This window comes from Segeticoccus rhizosphaerae, assembly GCF_005222685.1.
GTDB lineage: Bacteria > Actinomycetota > Actinomycetes > Actinomycetales > Dermatophilaceae > Segeticoccus > Segeticoccus rhizosphaerae.
Genome location: NZ_SWMA01000040.1, coordinates 1 through 17,591 on the forward strand (window position 1 = coordinate 1; position 17,591 = coordinate 17,591).

A 17,591-nucleotide genomic window follows, 5' to 3' on the forward strand; every position below is an offset into this window, starting at 1 on the left:
CACCCCTGCCGAGGTCTACCAAGAGCAGCTATCGTCACTGACACAGGCCGGTGTTGCATCGACCCCCTGAACCTGCCCAGTATCGAGCGGTGCGCTACACCGAGCGCCTCGCCGAGGCCGAGGCAGTCGCCTCTGTCGGATCGAAGGGCGACTCCCTCTTAACCGGCTATTCGAGCTACGAGCCCTGGCGGCGACGCGCCGTGCCGCGTTGCGTTCACCGCGTGCCTGGCACATCGGTGCAACATGTGTCGCATGACGGACAAGGAAGTCCTGCGGCTCGAGCAGCGTGGCGGCGAGTGGGTACTCGCTGGCGAGCATGCCGCCGGGTTCCGGCTGGTGGACGAGTACCTCGCGCATCTGCTGGATCGGAACTACTCGCCGGCCACGGTGAGGTCGTATGGGTATGACCTGCTCGGGTTCTGCCGCTGGCTGACCGAGCAGGATCTCGAGCTGGAGCAGGTTGCGACGGACGATCTGCTCGGGTTCCTGCGGGCCTGTCGTGAAGCGACGTTGCCAGGCCGGCCGGGTGCGAACGTCGTCGGGATGGACGGCCGCCGGCTGGATCGCTATGCCGCGACCACGATCAACCGAAGGCTCGCGGCGATCTCGGGGCTCTTCACGTATGCAGGACTGCGGGATCCGGCCCGACGCAACCCGGTCCCGCGGGGCAGGGAGGCGCGTTGGCGGACGAGCGGGGAGATGTCGGGGATGCTCGCTCACACGGTCCGCCGTCCCGTCCCGCGGTCTTCGCTGCGGTTGCGGGAACCGCGAAGGTTGCCGGTTGCGCTGTCACCGCAGGACGCGGCGATGCTGGTGGGGAGTCTGCGGACCTGGCGGGATCGCGCGATCGCCGGGCTGATGCTGTGGTGCGGGTTGCGGTCGATGGAAGTTCTCGGCCTGCACGTGAAGGACGTCGACATCGGCGGCCGGTGGGTCACCGTCACCGGCAAGGGCGCGAAACAGCGCCGCGTCCCGCTGGACCCCGACGTCGCGTCGGTGATCGACGTCTACCTCCTCGCCGAACGCCCCGAGTCTGACACCGAGATCCTGTTCCTGGTCGGCAAGGGTCCGAACCGGGGCGGCCCGCTGACGGCGGCGGGGTTGCGGACCGTGTTCCGCTACCACCGGGGACTGACCGGGGTGTCCGGCGGGCACCCGCACGCGTTGCGGCACACGTTCGGGACGGTGCTCGCCGAAGCGGGGGTCGATCTCGCAGTGATGCAGGCGCTGCTCGGTCATGCCCACGTGGACACCACCGCCCGCTACGTCCACCTCGCTCCCGCTCACGTGAAAGCAGAGTTCGATGCGGCACGCCAACGCATCCGCACGCAGCGCCGCTGAGGAGCCCGCCGCCTTGCTACGGGGCGCGGCGTTGCTGGCCGCGTATCTGAACCATCTGACGGCAACCGGCCGCGGAAACCTGTCCTACGAGCGGGCGGCGCGACGGTTCTTCGAGACCTGGCCGGACCCGCAGGGTTGGGCTGCGTCGCCGCTTGAGGAACGGTTGTCGGCAGGCTCGGCTACGCGTCCGGTGATCACGTTCCTGATGCTGCACGAGGGGTTGCGGCCGGGCTATGACTATCTGCTGGCGCGAAAGCTGTCACCGCTCTGGCGGGAGATCCAGACCAGCCCGATGCAAGCCGAGATCAACCGATTCCTGGACGAAGCCGAGTCGCTCGGATTCACCGCCCGCACCAGGTTGGCGACCGGATCCCAGGTCCCGGTGCGGCTGCTGATCCAGACCGGCAAGCCGATGGCCGCGCTCACCCGCGACGATCTCGAGGAGTTCACCGCGGCCTGCCGGCAGCGCGAGCAGGCAACGGGAATCTCGCACCGTCACTACCTCTCCGCGATCAGCATGGCGCACATGGTGCTGTTTCATCTTGGCGTCCTTGATTCCCCGCCTCGCAGCGGCGGTCCGGTCCCCTACGAGGAGCGGCTCGCCGCGGTCACCGCACCGTTGCGGGTGGAGCTGGTCGGCTATCTGGAACGCAAGCGCGCGACCTGCGACCGCAAGACGGTATCGGCGATGGCGACCCGGCTGAAGCACTTCGGAATGTTCCTCACCGAGACTGACCCGACATTGACGTCGGTGAGGGATCTGGATCGGCGGGGTCACGTCGAACCGTTCCTCGCCTCCCTGGTCGACGCGGTCAGCGACAAGGACGGGGCGCCGATCAGCATCGGGGACCGCAACCGACGGGTCGTCGCGGTCGCGACGTTCCTCCGCGACATCACCGAATGGGGCTGGGACGCTGCACCGGCTAGGAAGGTGCTGTTCCGCGACGACATCCCCAAGCTCCCGCAGATACTGCCCCGCTACCTCCCGATCGACGCCGACCGACGGCTCACAGCCGCGCTGACTGAGCACCCCGACAACGAGCTGGCCGCGCTGGGACTTCGGCTGCAACGCGCCTGCGGGCTGCGGATCGGGGAGCTGCTCGATCTCGAGCTGGACTGCGTTCACCAGATCGACGGGAACGGGGCCTGGTTGAAGGTTCCACTCGGCAAACTCGCCACCGAACGCATGGTCCCCCTCGATGACGAGACCCTCGACGTGATCGACCGGATCATCCAGATCCGCTCTCACGGCAGGCCGCTCCCGCACCCCCGCTACCGGCGACCCGCGCAGTTCCTGTTCACCTATCTCGGACGCCGGCTCACGCAGCAGGGTGTCCGCCGCGAGCTCGATCACGCCACCGAAGTCGCCGGGCTCGGGCACATCACCTCCCACCAGCTGCGACACACCTACGCGACCGCGCTGGTCAACGCCGGCGTCTCCCTGCAAGCACTCATGGCGCTCCTCGGACATCACAGCGCCGAGATGAGTCTCCGCTACGGGCGCCTGTTCGACGCGACCGTCCGCACCGAATACGAACGCGCCCTCGACCTCGCGAAACAGAACACCCCGGCGGCCATGACGCCCGCAGACTCGGCCGGGCGCACCCAGCTGCCACTCACGGTCATCACCGGCGGGCACGACTGGAAAGAGACCCCGCTGCTGAAGTCCCGCATGGCCGGCGGGTTCTGCCTGCGCACCCCCGCGCAAGGCGCATGCACCTACGCGAACATCTGCGAACACTGCCCGTCCTACCGGTCACAACCCTCCTCCCTGCCGATCCTTGCCGCACAACGCGTCGACGCGGACGCTCTCGCCCGCGACGCGGAACAGCGAGGATGGATCGACGAGGCCGAACGCCACCACAAGCTCATCGCCCGCCTCGACGCTCTCATCGCCGACACGGAGACCCAGACCGGATGACCAGCACCACGCTGAACCAGATCGAACGAGCCTGCACAGACCTCGCCCGCGACGGCCACCCCATCACCATCGCCTCCGTCGCCGGACACGCCGGGATTGCACGCTCCACGATCTACCGCAACCCCGAACTTCGCGCCATCATCCAGCACCACCGCCAAGCCGCCCCCGACGGAACCATCACCGCGATCACCGACGAACTCGCCACGCTCCGACAGACCGTCCAGACCCTCGCGGACACCGTCCGCCACCACGACGCGCAGCTTCGCCACCTCACTCGCGACTGACCGCGTTACCCGGCCAAACCCAGACCCGAGGCCGATTAGCCGGATAATCGTACGACAACGCGATGGCCGAGACGCTGAACTCATTGTTCAAGGCCGAGTGCATCCGCAACCCCGTCATGCGCCCCAGGGCGCTTGGAAGAACGTCGGCGACGTCGAGATCGCCGTCGCCGAGTACGTCGACTGGTTTAACCACAGGAGGCTGCACGGAGAGACCGGGCACGTCCCTTCGGCCGAGTACGAGCAGGCGCATGGGCCAGGCAGCCGCACATCCATTACCCTGAGATCCCGGTCCTCAACGAGGCCGGAGCCAAGTAATCGAGCCTCGACGAAACTCGGGGCCGATTCAATGTGACTCTCACCGACCCCAGGGGTGGTGATCTCCTAGCTGTGAGAGAACTCGAAGATGGTCGTGGAGTTGAACTGTTGACCCGGCTTGAGCACGGTGGAGGGGAACTTGGGCTGATTTGGTGAATCGGGGAAGTGCTGAGTTTCAAACGTGTAACCGTCGCTCTGCCGATAGGTGTGCCCGCTGATTCCCACCAGTGTCCCGTCCAGGTAGTTGCCCGTGTAGAACTGCACTCCCGGCTGATCGGTCCACACGGTGAGCTTCCGTCCACTTTCGGGGTCCCAGGCCCGGGCGGCGCGGTTGAGCCCGTGCAGCTTGGGCCCGGAATCGTTGAGAACCCAGTTGTGGTCGTAGCCGTGCGCGAGGATCAGTTGTGGATCGCTCTCGTTGATTCGAGAGCCGATGGTGTGCGGACTACGGAAGTCGAAGGGCGTACCCGCAACCGGTGCGATGGCCCCCGTCGGGATCTGGGTATCGTCGGTCGGTGTGTAGGAGTTGGCGTTGATCGCGACCTTCTGGTCGTACACGTCGCCCGAGCTCTCTCCCGCCAGGTTGAAGTAGCTGTGGTTGGTGAGGTTGAGCACGGTGGGCTTGCCGGCGACGGTTGCGTGGTAGTGAATGCTCAGTCGGTTGTGGCTGTCGAGGGTATAGGTGACGGTCACGCTCAACTTGCCGGGGAAGCCCGTGCACGTGCGGCCGTCGATCACGCAACCCACGTTTGCCCCGTCGTCGCCGTCCGGGCTGACCAGTTCCAACCGCACGCCCGCCGCGCCGTGCTGATGCACCTTCTGGGAGGCCCAGACGTGGTTGCCGAAGCCGACGAAACCACCATGCAGGCTGTTCACGCCGTTGTTGATCGGCAGCGTGTAGGTGTGGCCGTCGAGGGTGAAGGTGCCGTCGGCGATGCGATTGCCGTAGCGGCCGATGATCTCACCGAAGTAGACCCCGCCGGTGGCCGGTGGTCGAGGGCTCGCCTCGGCGACGTAATCGTCCAAGGTCTTGAAGCCGAGCACGACATCGGCCGTCCGGCCGTGTTGGCCTGGTACGTCGATGGACTGAACGATGCCACCGTAGGAGAGGATCCGTGCGGAAACGCCGTTGCAGTTACGCAGCGTGTAGCGGTAGACAGGCAACTTCTTGCTTGCGTAGAGATCGAAGGCTTTGCCGAAGAACTCCTGGGCGACCGTCGGTCTCTGGCAATGTGCATTCGCTTCCGGCGTCGCGGCACTGGACGTCTGCGCTGTGCCGGCTGCACCGGCCAGCGCGAGAGCGAACACTGCTGCGGGCGCGGCAATGATGCGGAATCGCGCCTTCGATGTGAGCGGTAACATGGAATCCATGCGGTTCTCTCCTTCTGCAGATCCTGACCCTGCCCCTGGAACGGTCGCGATTAAATGGTGTCGACCAGTCGGGGATGCTGGCCCGTCAGGGTGGTTTTGTCCACGGCTTGGCAACGACGTGGCTTGCGTCGCCGATTCATGGGGTCGTGGTGTCCCAGGGAGTGGTGCCGCCGTCGCTCGACAGGTGTGACCCCGGCCGTGGACCTCCGGCTGTACGTCGCCGAGTGGTTCACCGACTGGAACGAGAGACAGTTCGGCTGCGCGTGCCAGCCCTCTTTTTGAAGGTTGCATCCTGTTCGGCCCTCGGGGAGCCTGACGCCCGCCACGCAGAAAATCGTCCACCCGTTGTCACTCGGTGTCAATGCCGTCGAGCTGCGGAGGGGCGCATCGAGGCGACGTTGGCGCTCTGGGTGCGGCCAGGCTACGGGTCCGAGCTCAGTCAAGATGGCAGGGCCCGCCGTGACACGACGACATCGACATAGTGGACGTCGGCGTGGGTGGAGTGCCCCAGGACAGGTCGAACGCGCGCATGAAGGTCTCGCCCATGATCCCGATGATCTCGTCGATGCTGAAGCCGAGCCGGGACAGGGCGGGTGTGATGTTGGCCGCCTCTTCCCACCACGAGATCCCGGCCGGCCATGTCCACGGCGGACGAGGATAGTAGCGCTCGTCGTAGCCGAAGTAGTCGTAGTCGTTCTCGCCCTCATCAGCGAAGTGAAACCCCAAACCGTTGTACTCAGGGCCGACTAGTTCGGCGATGTGCGCAGCGTGATCGATCAGCTGGTCGAGAGTCGGCACCGCATCGCTGGACACAAGCGCTGGAAAGGCACACAGCCCGACGATGCCTCCGGTTGCTGCGACCCCGCGGATGATCTCGTCGCTGACGTTGCGCGGCGACATACTCGGTGTGCGTTTCCGTGCGAGAGGATCACCGGCCGTTGCGCGACGGACAGCGCATCCAGGCAGGTTCGCTCCCCGGCGTGCGCCAGGTCGGCGGTGACGCGGGTCATCGCCCGTACCGCCGTTGTCGGCCGGCGTAGCTGCGCAGGGCGCGCAGGAAGTCGACCTCCCGGAAGGCGGGCCAGTAGGCGTCGCAGAAGTACAGCTCGGAGTAGGCCGACTGCCACAGCAGGAAGTTGGACAGGCGTTGTTCCCCGGAGGTGCGGATGATCAGGTCCGGTTCGGGTTGCCCGGCGGTGTACAGGTGCTCGGCGATGTCGGCCGCGGTGAAGTTGTGCGCGACCTGCTCGAGGGTGCTGCCATCGGCGGCTCGCTCCAGCAGCAGGTTGCGCATGGCGTCGAGGAGTTCCTGGCGGCCGCCGTAGCCGATGGCGAGCGTGAGGTGGTTACCGGTCGTACAGGTTCGTGTGGCAGAGACCGCTGCCTTCAGCGCGGCTGCGGTCTGGGCCGGCAGGGCGTCGGGTTGGCCGGCGAGGTGGAGACGCCAACGCGGGGTGGGCTCGTCGCGGACCTTGTCGGCCAGCTCCTGCATCAGGGTCCTCAAGAAGGCGACTTCGTCGGCATCGCGTGCGCCGAGGTTCTCGGTGGAGCAGACGAACACCGTCACGCGGGTGATGCCGGCCGTGGTGCACCAGTGCAACAGGTCATCGAGGTGGTCTGCGCCGTGTCGGTGCCCCAGGCTGGGGCTCGTTAGGCCGGCGCGGCGTGCCCAGCGCCGGATGCCGTCCATGATGACGCCGACATGCTGCGGCAGGCTGCGGCAGGCTGCACCCGGTCAGCTGGCGACGGATCCTGTGGGCGTACAGGCCATACAACGTCCGCATCGGGAGAAGTCGCGGGGGTGTCATGCGGCGGGGTCCCGTCGAGCGAGTACGACCGCTGCGACGCCGAGGCCCACGGCGATGGCGCCGTGCTGGACCGCCGTGCCGGTGACGAGGTGGGGTGACTCTGCAGAGTCGAACAGATGGATCCAGTCCTGCCAGTAATGCATGGGCTGGTCCCTCTGGACGGCATACAGGATGTGCGTGCCGCCCAGCATGCTGGCGGCGGTCACGAAGGCGACCGCGAGGTACGGACAGCCACGAAGGTGTCAGGGATGCCAGCAGGACTCAGCCAGTGAGAGGGCTGAACAGCGCGCGCAGGTCCACGACCTTGGCTCTCGCCGACGCCGGGACCAAGGCAAGCGGTGCGTAGTGGTAGTCGATTCCGAAAGGCGGCAACGCCACCGGCCCAGCGTCGCCCTGGGGCCAGATCAGGTCGCCGGTGGTCCGCCGGGCGGGCGCCAGCCAGAAGTCGCCGTTGCGGTACGTCGTGGGATCGCTGCCCGACCCGGTGAACTGCACCTGGACTCCGTCCTCGAGGTCGAGCCAGCCACCTTCGGTGATCTCCGCGGCCGGTGCGTCCCAGCGCCGCAGCTGCGGGTGGAGGTCCTGGTCGCGTCCGATGTTGCCGGTCTCTCCCGACGGGTCGCGATCGAGTGTGACCATGAGGTTCACGGTGTCCACGGCGGTGACGGCGAACAGCGTTCGCACCACTGACGGCTCGATGTCCCGGCCGAGGAGGGCCACCGACGAGTCGTCGACGATCTCAACCAGGTCACCCACGTCGAGGGCTGACCGGCTGTCACGGCCGAGGACTCCGACAGCCACCTCCGCGCCCCTCAGAGCGGTGACGGGATAGACGTAGGAGCCGTTGTCGCGGGACCAGACGAACTGGGCCGGTGCCGCCAGCGACGCGTCGCGGTTCCCGCGGCGCGAGGTTCGAGCGGTGGTCTCCGGTGCGGCAGCCGGTCCCGAGCGGAACACCTCGACCCGATAGTGCTGGTTCTCCTGACCCCGAAACCTCGCCTCCGGCGAGACCGAGCACACGTCGGTTTCGGCGTCGTCCGGGGTCCGGGCGCGAGCCTTCAGCAGCCCGCGTCGAGGGAAGGGTGGGTCGGCACGCCAGTGGGCGGCGGGATCGTTGCCGGGGTCGTCGTTGCCGAACGGATATGCCGCGACCTGCCAGATGACCTTGGATCGCGCGGTGGTCTCCGGCCCGTGGATGCCGAGGGCGACCTCACGCAGGTCGGGATCCTCCACGACGGTGACTTCTCGTTCCCAGACCCGGAGGTAGACCAGGAAGGCGCCGCTGTCGGGCAGCTGGTCCGCCTCGTGGTCGAGATGGCCGTCCGGCTGGCCCCAATACGTCGTGTCCACAGCGTTTTCGACCAGGATCCCGTCGACGTACATGCGCCCCGCGCTCAGCGACAGGTCGGCCAGCTTGTCGGCCGTCTTGTCGGTGCGGTCGACTGCGAATCCGGCCGCGTCGCGCGGCGCCCCTGCTTGGCCGATCACGTCGGCGAGCGAGGTGCGCAGCTGGTGCAGCCAGATGGCGAGCTGCTCATTGTGGTCCTGGTCCAAGAGCACTCGCCCCTGAAGCGCCAGCACGCCGGAGTAGTGCTTGGCCGCATCGAAGCGGGAGCGCGAGGTGTCGATGTGCATGGGATCCCTCCGGGGTCAGGTGACGTAGACGATGCCGGCGTCGGTTCCGGCTGGGATGTATTCCTCGAGCCGCAGGCCAAGGTTTCGGCTGCGCTGCGGCCAGAACAGGCTGTGGTAGGCGCCCATCTCCGACCCGTCCTCCGCGCCCGAGGCGATCTCGGAGGCACAGCGCAGATCGAGCTGCGCGTATGCAGGCGTGCCGAAACGCTCACTGCGGAAGCGGGGCGTGACGCGCACCGGATCGCCCGAGGTCTCCGGCTCGCAGTGGAAGCGCGCCGGGGTGCGCGAAGCGGGGTGCACCCAGGAGAACCGCAGGCAGCCCACCTGCCGCCGGACCACCTCGATAGGCCCGGTGACGATGCTGTCCTCGACCAGGTCGACCGCGTGAGCCCGCACCCTCCCGAACACGGTGGTGTGCCGCAGCGAGACAACGAGGTCAGCGTAATCATCACTCTCCCCGCACACGGCGAACGACCCACGGTCACAGGCGTCGAGCACCGAGTCGGAGACGAACACATGGGAAGGCTCGGTGTGCCTTGGGTCCCCGAGGGACCGGATCGTCCCGACGATGCTCCGTTCGATCTGCAGACACGCCGGAGTGCGGTCCAGCTCGATGCTCGGCTCGTCGGGGTGCTGGCACGCGCAGTGGGAGTCCAAGGACCAGCCCGGCACCAGGGTGCAGTCGCGGAGGGAGACGGTGGCGACCGGCCCCTGCACCCGAAGGCTGCGGCCGGTGACCATCAGGCCGTCGAGGGTGACCGACGGGCGGGGCTCTCCGTCGACGTCCGGCGCGCCGATGATCGAGAACCTGTCCGGCCGGTTGGCGTACCAGTCGAGCAGCCGAACCACCGGCCGGCTGCCGGCTGCCGCCCGCAGCGTCAGTCGGTCGCCCGGCTCGACGTCGACCCGGAGCTGTTCGGTGAACGCGCCCGACCCGACCAGTTCGATGGTCGCCTCGCGGGTGGGCGGCGACCCTGCCGACCGTGTCTTGTCGCTCTGCCAGCGGGCCAGCGCGGCCGTGATGGTCTCATCGGGTTGGCCCGGTCCGCAACGATAGATCCGGCCGGTCGACACGCCACGGGGGTACTCTCCGCCCCCGATGTCGGCAGGGAACGCGTAGCGGTAGCTCGCCCACACCCCCTCGTCGGGCGCGTCGCGTGGTGGGAACGCGAACCGGCCGAGCACAGGGTCGACCGCCACCGTCCCGCGGGCCGGGGTATAGCCCCAGCCGGACAGATCGGCCGCGACGATCCGTGACGCAGGCACCGGCTCGTCCTGGTGCTCACCGGTGAACAGGCACAGGCTCTTGCCCGGTCCGTAGTAGTCGAGCAGCGCGCTCTCGAACGCGAGCCGCCGGATGAACGCCGGCACGTTGGTCTCGTCGGCCACGTGGGTCGGCGACGGCTCGCGCACCGGCGCCACCGCGAGCGGGGTGTCGTTGCCGAGGATGCTGAACGTGAAGCGGCTTCGGTCGCGGTCTTCGCAGTATGCCGGCGCGCGCGTGATCGAGTACGACCCCAGCCGCCACCCGAACAGCGCGACCTCCTCGATGCCGGACCTGCCGCTGGTATGGAACGAATCGATCCGGCGGACGTCGACGAGGTGTGCCAGCTCGTCGAACGGCCCGTCCACCCGGTCGAGCGCATCCACGCCTCGGACGTCGACCAGCCGGCCGCGCCGCAGCCGAGACCGCAGCTCAACCGGCTCGGTGCCGAAAAGCCGCACCGGTTGGTCGAAAGCGAGGAGTTGGCGCAGCTCGACGGCACGAGTCGGGAGCCCGGCCACGTCCGCCGCCAGGTCCTCCAGGATCGCCAGCGTGCCCTTGCGCCGCCGGTTGGCCACCGTGTCTGCGACGTCGCGACGTGGCGCGATCGCCCGCAGCACCGCGCCGGCGTCGTCCTGGCCGGATCCCAGCGCCTCCTCGTAGCCGTGCAGCACCCGGTAACCGACCAGCTCGCCGAGATACGGCGCCAGCCACTCCTGGCACGTCTCGATGAACCAGTCGTCGTAGAGCTGGTCGACAGAGTCCGACAACAGGTCCCGCTGCTCCTCCAGCACCGCGAGCAGGGCCCGCAGCACGTGCCCGGCGTCCTGGTCGCGCTGCTGGTGCAGGCGAGGCAACAGCTCGAAGAGGCTGGTCACGGGATCCTCCTGAGGATGAGGGTCTGCGGGACGTCGGTGTTGAAGCAGGCCAGCTGCGCGGGGCGCAGCCCGTCGGCCACGGTGAGCGACTGTCCGTGGGTGAGGGTCGAGGACCGCAGCTGCGGGTTGAGCGCGATCAACTCGTCGACGGTGCGGCCGTGCCGCAGCGCGATCGTGGTGAGGGTGTCGTCGGCGCCGGTCGGGTCCTGGCCGACGACGTACTCCTCATGGACCCGTCGCGCCCGCCGGGCGGGCACCATGTCGGCCACCCCGGCGAGGGCGGTCACCGCGGACAGCAGCTGCACCGGGTCGGCCACAGAGGGCAGGGCCCCGAACACGTCGACGTCGATGTAGTCGACGCCGGGGGTCTGCTGCGCGGCTGCCACCAGCCGGCTCAGGTACACCGGCTCCGCCAGCCGCGCGGCTCGGAAGCCGGCCACGTCGAGCAGCCTTGCCCGTACGTGGGTGGCCACGTCGTCATACAGGTGGTCCGGGTCGACCTTGAGGCCCGCCGAGAGGACCAGCCACAGCTCCTCGCGGATGTCGAGGCGCACCGGCAGGTGGGGGTCACCGTATGCCGTCAGGGTGCCTTCGAGTGCGGTGAACAGCAGGTCGCCGGGATCGAGCGCCGCGTCGTCCAGTGTCGCGATGGTCACGTGCACGACTTCCCGACGACCGTCATACAGCCGTGCCGCAGCGGCCTGCGCGATGCCGGCGTGTGCGGCCGCGAAGTCGGCGTAGTCGGCCACCGACACCAGACGGTCGAGCGCCAGCGTTCGCAGGGGTATGACGTCTCGGTTGTCGGCGGGCGTGTCGCCGGGCGCGCCACCGGTCATCGGCAGCGGGTTGCTGACTGCGGCAACGCCGAGCGGCCGGGACGTGAGCTGCTGGACCCGGCCGGGGCCGACGTTGCCAGCTCGCCCGGCGCCGACCCGGTAGGAGGCGGTGACGTTCTCGACACCGTTGGGGAGACGTGAGCCGTGGACACCGTCACCGAAGCGCACCGACACGGCCGGACCCGATCCGGCCTCCTCGGCATAGCTGTGGTCCCGCGGACCAGAGTCCGCGAGGATCTCGGTGGGGTGCCAGCGGACCTGGTCGACGCGCACGGTCAAGGTGGTGGCGAACCCCTCGGGCGATACGGCCGGAAGGAACGTCAGGGGTGTGTCGTCCGTGGGCTGTTTCAGTGAGAACGACTGCCCTGCTTGCGTGGCCGAGCCGCTGCCGAGCACCTCCGACCGGGTCTCGCCCTGGGTCGCGGCGGCCACGTTGCCCTGGATGACCACGGTGTCCCGGACGTACTCGTAGGCCAACGGCGTGGCCAGGACCAGCACCGGGCGCGTCACGTCGCCGGGCAGGGTCAGGTCGATCCGCTGCTCCACGGCACCGACCATCGTCAGCTCGCTGGCCACGATCCCGGTCACGCCGGGGATGTCCCTGCGCTCGCCGGTCACCACGAGCCGCCGCCCGGGCATCAGGCCGGGGTAGCTCTGGGCGAGCGCGATCTCGCCGCCCCTGACCGGGTCGGGGATCGGTTCGTCGGAGAGGCTCAGCGGCTGGTCGCCGAACCAGACCGTGACGTCGTCGAGGTCGACGTCACGGCCGGTCGCGAGGAAGGGACCGGTCGTGGTGACGGCGGTCGTGGGCACCCGCGCCGACGTGCCTTCGGCGATGGTGACGATGCGCACGTAGTGTTGTGCCGACGCGATGCGGGTCACGAACTCGTGCGTCGAAGCTGGGTCGGTTGCGCCTTCGCCGCTGGTGCCGCGCTCGCGCGAGACCAGCCAGCCGCCGGGGACGAGGTTGTCCGGCGTGCCGTCGATGCTCAGCTGGGTGTCGGAGCGGAATTCGTCGGGTACGGGGCCGGCCTTGGTGCGCAGCGCGATCACGTGCGCGGTCAGGGGCGGTGCGGTGACGGCCTGCTGCCCGATGGCCTGGGCCAGTGTTCCCGCCAGCCGCGGATCTGCTCCGGCCAGCAGTGTCACCAGCGAGCTGGACCCCGGGTCCAGTGACTCTGCGGAGGCCTGGGCGAGGTCAGAGGCGAGCTTGGGCGGTCGGGACGGCGGTCGGCGCAGCGCCTGTAGGGCCGCGGCGGTGGCGAGCAGGGGAGTGGCGCGAGCGCAGTTGAGTGTGTCCGCACGGTCACGTCGCTCCGCCTCGCCGTCCGACGGGCAGGTGAGGGCGATCGCCAGCCGTTCGAGGTAAGCGAGCTCGGGCGACTGCGCCCGGGTGGATGCCGCGACCAGCGGGGCTGCGTCGCTCACGGCCTCCTCCAGCGAGGCGAGGACCACTGACACCCAACGCGACTCGTCCTTGCTGAGTCGTCCTGCGTCCGCGAACGCCCGGGACTCGGCGACCAGCCGGTGCAGGGTCGCGAGCGCGGTCATCTGGGTGGTCGGCTCGTCCAGATCCTGGCCTGCGGCGGTGAGGGCGACGCCGAGCTCCTGCTCGAAGGCGCTGGCGGCGGTCTTGCCGGCGTCGGCGACCGCCGCCTTCACCAGGCCCAGGGCCAGCTCGAGGCCCACCGGGGTCCCGGGATCGGGGACCAGGCGCACCAGCGTCCGGTCGGCCTGGAAGTCCGGCGCGACCGAGGCGATCTCACGCACCCGCGGCTGCTCGATGTCGCCGAGGTCGAAGACCAGCAGGTCGCCGGCCTTGAGGTTGAGCGAGGAGCCGTCGAACGTGAGCTCGGTGAACCCGGTCAGGGTACCCGCCTGGATCGGGAACGGCCGAGTTCGACGCACCTCCAGCTGGTTCCAGTCCGCGCGCGCGTCCAGCGTCTCGGAGACCTCGAACGTCTGCGGCAGCTCACCGGGCCCGGGAACGCTCTTGGCCGACGTCCCCGCCGGGATGGTGCCGACCGAGCCCGGGTCCATCGTGAAGGCCAGGTGACCGGACGCACCCAGCGCCGGCCGGGGTCGGTAGCCCACGAGCCGGCCCAGGCGCACCAGCGACTCGGGGTTGACGGCGGTGCCCAGGGATGCCTCGTCCCGGGCGCGCTCAGCGTAGAAGGTGACGATGTCGGCCACCACCGCCCAGCAGTCGAGCAGCGCGATCGACGGATCGTCGGTCGTGCGTGCCGTGAGTTGCTGCAGTTCCGGGTAGGCGGCCAGCCGCGCTCGCATCGACGTGAGGAAGTCCTGGTGGGTGCCGATCCGGTAGCCGAGTGTGGGTAGTCCCGGCCGCTGGTACAAGGAGTGGGGAGTCACCGCCCGGACACCTCGACAGCACTCGCCGGGGCACCCGCCCGGACAGGTTCCGCAGGCGCTCGTCGAACAGGTCATCGTCCGCCTCCGATCACGAGCGCGACCAGCCCGTGGTCGGGCCGCGACGGGTCGTTGTCGAGCCGGGCCACCTCGAGGTCGCCCAGCTCCAGGAGGCCGTCGGCGAGCGCCCGGTCGTCGTACGGCCCGAACTGTCGGCGCAGCCGGGTCACCCTGACGCCCGCGACGCCGGGGACGGCCTGGACCGCCGCGACGACGGCGCTGATCCGGACCGGTGTCCCGAAGGTCTGTCGGTCGGGTGCGAAGAACGCCGGGCCGCGTGCCCCGGTGCGGGCTGCAAGAAGGTCGAGGACCGCGCCGCGCACGTGGTCGGTGTCGTAGTCCGGTGCCACCCGGACGCACAGCGCCAGGTCGAGGGTGACCAGGTCGGCCGGGCTGACGAAGACGTCGTGCCCGATCCGCCGATAGCGCTGCAGCCGCTCGCGAGCGGCGGTGAACAGCGCCTCCGTCGGTGTCTCCGTGCCGAGCGCGTCGATCGCGACGTCGGCCTCATACCAGCTGCCGGTCCAACGCAGCCCGCAGGCCGCTCTTTGCACCCCGGGCAACCCTTCTGCGACGTGGGCGTAGTCGTCGGCCGTCACGGCCCGGGCCAGCACGTCCAGCGCCTCGCGGGGCGCCCGCTGACGCACTTCGGCGACCGGCTCGGGGTCGGTGCCGCCGCACGCCGGCAGCGGGTTGCGCACCCGGACCTCGCCAACATCGACGCCGCACAGTTCGATCGTGTCGATCGCCTCCGCTCCGACGTTGCCGACGCGCCCGTTGCCGACCTTGTAGGACGCCGCCAGGGCGGCTCCCGGCGCGGGCGCCCGGCTCTGGCGCCCGTCGCCGAACCGCAGCCACAGCCGCTGGTCGTCGTCGCACTCTCCGACGAACACCGTGTCTGTCGGACCGGCGGAGAGAAGGTCGCGCTCGGCGGTCCAGTTGGACCCGGTCGAGTCCGACACGTCGACAACGGGCAGCGCCGCGCGCGGGTCGGGATGGCAGACGGTGGCGGCGGGGCCGCGCACTCGGGGGCGGCCCGGGTCGATCACGACCTCGTCGCCCCACGACCAGGCCAGCTCCTGGCCCTCGACCTCCTGGCGGAGCAGGTAGCCGGCGCGTGCCCGGCAGCCGAGCGCGGCGAGTCGGTCGAGCTTTGGCGCCAGCAGCCGGTCGAAGCGGGACAGCAGGGCCCGCAGCCCCTCCTGCGGGTGCCCGCGAACGTCATACCGATCGAGGACTGCGGGTCCGAAGATCGTGGTGAGCCACGCCAGTTCGGCGTCGTTCGGTGCGTCCGCAGCAAGCATCGCGACAATCCGGTCGTGTGCGGCACCCGGCAGGGCAGCGAGGGCGTCGGCCTGAGCCGTGGCCACGGCATCGGGGTCGGGCCACGGCGCCTGCTGGGTCACCGGGTGCTGGTCAAGGGACACCGTGCGGACGGGACGACGCGGCGGGTAGGCCAGCACGTCGGCGGCGCCGTCGGGCGGGCAGCCGAAGCAGGGCGGGTCCGGGCAGCCGCGCTGGACGAGCGGTGGACCGGGCCAGGGTAGCGGTTCCGGGGACGCCTGGCACCAGCCGGTACTGGACCCGTGGCCGACCACGAGCACGTTGCCGCGTGCCACGCCGACGACCAGGTCGCGGCAGTCGGGTCCGCCGCGCGACGAGACACACAGCGGGAAGGTCAGGCCGTCGGCGTCGCCCCAGCGGACGAGGAGCAGGTCCTGGTCGAGCAGGTCGTCGTGGGCAGGCGACACCGCGACCAGCCGCACCACCTGACGGTGGGTGGGATCGGCGTCGGCCGGGAGCCCTGTCGCGGCGCCGAGCACCTCCTCGAGCAGCAGCAGGTCACCGACCTCCAGCTCGAGCCCGTCATCGACCAGGTGGGCCTCGGTGGCACCGCTCGGCAGGCAGCACCCGGCGTCGCCCCAGGTCCACAGGTCGATCCGCCCGTGCGCAGCCACGACCCTGACGTCCTCGACGGCCAGTGGCTCGAACACCTCCTCGCCGGCGCGGAACCGGAACCCGCCGGCCGGCAGGGTGACGTCCTGGTCGGCGTCGAGGCACACGAACGCCCGGGCCGCGCAGCCGTCATGCATCCGGTAGTCCACCAGCCGGGCGTGGCGACGTACCGAGGTGCGCAGCCGTGCCGTGTCGAGGAAGGCCTCGGTGCCGACTGCGTCGAGCCGGTAGTTGAGCAGGTCGCCGGCGTAGGCGAGCAGCTCGACCAGAGTCATCCCGACGTCTGCCTCGTGGCGGTCGGTCCAGTCGGGAAGGATCAGACTCATCCGGTCCAGCAGCTGCTGCCGGAGGCTGGCGTAGTCGCGGGACAGGTAGTCGATCACCGGCCCGTCGTCCGGCGGGGTCGGGGTGGCGCAGTCGCAGCGACAGTCGAGGGGATGCGGGCAGTTCTGCTTGAACGTGAAGGGCAGCGAGAAGAAGCGCTGGTCGAAGCCGGGGTATGGCGTGGTGCCCGGCCGGCCGTGCGGGTCGGCCTCGACGACGGCGAGCGTGTAGCAGGACCAGTCGCCGGGGGCGTCGACCAGGACCAGCAGGCACGCGGAGTCCTCGGGATCGGGGTCGGGGCACGAAGCCACCGACAGTGGTGTCACCACCGGGGCCCCGGGCGGGCCGTCGATCCGGATGTTGCCGGGACCGATGCCACGGGGAGCACCGCCGAACAGCGTCACCGAGATCCGCAGCTGGTCGTCGCTCACCGAGACGCTGTCGACGCCGTTGCGGTCGTGGGCGCGGGCCACGGCCTGTCGTCGGGTGTCGCGGCAGGACAGGTCCGAAGGCGGGGTCACGTCGGGCCCCCTTGGGTAAAGGTTTCGGTGCGCTGCTGGCCGTTGGGCAGAAGCCGGTAGGCCACCGTCACCTCGAGGGTGGCGTCGGTGGCGGTCGCGGTGAGCGAGTCAACCGCGATGACGTCGCCAAGCCACCGGCCCAGCGCGCCGGAGGCGCTGGACTGCACGGCCGCGGCGCGTTCGGGGCTGCCCGGCTCGAAGACCATGTCGGCCAGGAGACAGCCGAAGTCGGGCAGCTCGACCCGTTCGCCCGGCACCGTGAACAGCACCTGCTCGACGAGGTCGCGCACGTGCTCGGCATACGTCGTCTCGGCGGTGCGCCCGCGCGGCCCCACCGACCAGGGAAAGTCGAGGATCAGGTTCATGTCGCGATCACCTGCAGCTGCATGGTCATCACCAGCGGAACGTTGGGTGGTGGACCGACGACGGCGGCGTTGCCGATGGCCGGCGGCACCGGCGGGACGGGCGCCTGCAGCAGCACCGGACGATGGTCGGCCAGCACCCGGCCGGACACGTTGGCCCACTTCGCGGTGGAGCAGATCGCACCGCTGACGCCCGGGCATCCCCCCACCAGCATCGCGTCGGCGGTGGTGGCGATCGGCATGCCTCGGACCAGGGCCCGGAACTGCGTGGGCGTGACCTTGAACTGGCCGCCGTGTGAGCAGGTGACGGTGGCCTGGGCATGGAAGACGAGTCCCGGCACGGCG

Annotated in this window: 13 protein-coding genes and 1 pseudogene; 4 read left to right on the plus strand and 10 right to left on the minus strand. The window is 69.6% G+C overall.

Annotation, left to right across the window (positions count from 1 at the left end; translation table 11 throughout):
- Positions 1 to 252 precede the first annotated feature (252 nt).
- From FCN22_RS18520 to FCN22_RS23030, 4 genes are all read left to right on the plus strand, one after another.
- The gene (locus tag FCN22_RS18520; protein ID WP_137123052.1) at positions 253 to 1,341 is read left to right on the plus strand and encodes a tyrosine-type recombinase/integrase; all 1,089 of its coding nucleotides are present in this window, start codon (positions 253 to 255) and stop codon (positions 1,339 to 1,341) included.
- Positions 1,304 to 3,262, plus strand: a complete 1,959-nt coding sequence (locus FCN22_RS18525; protein ID WP_137123053.1) for a site-specific integrase — start codon at positions 1,304 to 1,306, stop codon at positions 3,260 to 3,262. The genes FCN22_RS18520 and FCN22_RS18525 overlap by 38 nt, the downstream gene beginning before the upstream one ends.
- Complete coding sequence (locus FCN22_RS18530) at positions 3,259 to 3,546, plus strand: DUF6262 family protein (protein WP_137123054.1); 288 nt, start codon at positions 3,259 to 3,261, stop codon at positions 3,544 to 3,546. Before FCN22_RS18525 ends, FCN22_RS18530 begins: the two co-directional genes overlap by 4 nt.
- Positions 3,547 to 3,643: 97 nt before the next feature.
- Positions 3,644 to 3,898, plus strand: coding sequence for an IS3 family transposase (locus FCN22_RS23030; protein ID WP_162308257.1), 255 nt, complete (start codon positions 3,644 to 3,646; stop codon positions 3,896 to 3,898).
- Positions 3,899 to 3,927: 29 nt separating this feature from the next.
- On the opposite strand, the gene FCN22_RS18540 is transcribed toward FCN22_RS23030, so the two are convergent.
- The 10 genes and pseudogenes from FCN22_RS18540 to FCN22_RS18590 all read right to left on the minus strand — a co-directional run bounded on the left by FCN22_RS18540 (position 3,928) and on the right by FCN22_RS18590 (position 17,587).
- A complete protein-coding gene (locus FCN22_RS18540; protein WP_202911678.1) occupies positions 3,928 to 5,232 on the minus strand; it encodes an aldose epimerase family protein in 1,305 nt (434 codons plus the stop codon).
- A 435-nt stretch (positions 5,233 to 5,667) separates the two neighbouring features.
- A pseudogene (locus tag FCN22_RS18545) lies at positions 5,668 to 6,242 on the minus strand (membrane dipeptidase).
- Positions 6,239 to 6,922 (minus strand): polyprenyl diphosphate synthase, encoded by a 684-nt coding sequence (gene uppS / locus FCN22_RS18555; protein ID WP_238384834.1) that lies wholly within the window; start codon positions 6,920 to 6,922, stop codon positions 6,239 to 6,241. Before uppS ends, FCN22_RS18545 begins: the two are co-directional and overlap by 4 nt.
- 114 nt (positions 6,923 to 7,036) lie before the next feature.
- Positions 7,037 to 7,246, minus strand: a complete 210-nt coding sequence (locus FCN22_RS18560) for a hypothetical protein (protein ID WP_137123058.1) — start codon at positions 7,244 to 7,246, stop codon at positions 7,037 to 7,039.
- 55 nt (positions 7,247 to 7,301) lie between these two features.
- Positions 7,302 to 8,675 (minus strand): DUF6519 domain-containing protein, encoded by a 1,374-nt coding sequence (locus FCN22_RS18565; protein ID WP_137123059.1) that lies wholly within the window; start codon positions 8,673 to 8,675, stop codon positions 7,302 to 7,304.
- Between the two features lie 15 nt (positions 8,676 to 8,690).
- Positions 8,691 to 10,817: a hypothetical protein gene (locus tag FCN22_RS18570; RefSeq protein ID WP_137123060.1), complete on the minus strand. Its 2,127-nt coding sequence runs from the start codon at positions 10,815 to 10,817 to the stop codon at positions 8,691 to 8,693.
- Positions 10,814 to 14,026, minus strand: a complete 3,213-nt coding sequence (locus tag FCN22_RS18575; protein WP_137123061.1) for a putative baseplate assembly protein — start codon at positions 14,024 to 14,026, stop codon at positions 10,814 to 10,816. The genes FCN22_RS18570 and FCN22_RS18575 overlap by 4 nt, the downstream gene beginning before the upstream one ends.
- 71 nt (positions 14,027 to 14,097) lie before the next feature.
- On the minus strand, positions 14,098 to 16,884 hold the full coding sequence (locus FCN22_RS18580; RefSeq protein ID WP_202911679.1) for a putative baseplate assembly protein: 2,787 nt from the start codon (positions 16,882 to 16,884) through the stop codon (positions 14,098 to 14,100).
- A complete protein-coding gene (locus tag FCN22_RS18585; RefSeq protein ID WP_202911680.1) occupies positions 16,881 to 17,249 on the minus strand; it encodes a GPW/gp25 family protein in 369 nt (122 codons plus the stop codon). The genes FCN22_RS18580 and FCN22_RS18585 overlap by 4 nt, the downstream gene beginning before the upstream one ends.
- The gene (locus tag FCN22_RS18590; protein ID WP_137123062.1) at positions 17,246 to 17,587 is read right to left on the minus strand and encodes a hypothetical protein; all 342 of its coding nucleotides are present in this window, start codon (positions 17,585 to 17,587) and stop codon (positions 17,246 to 17,248) included. The genes FCN22_RS18585 and FCN22_RS18590 overlap by 4 nt, the downstream gene beginning before the upstream one ends.
- Positions 17,588 to 17,591 lie beyond the last annotated feature (4 nt).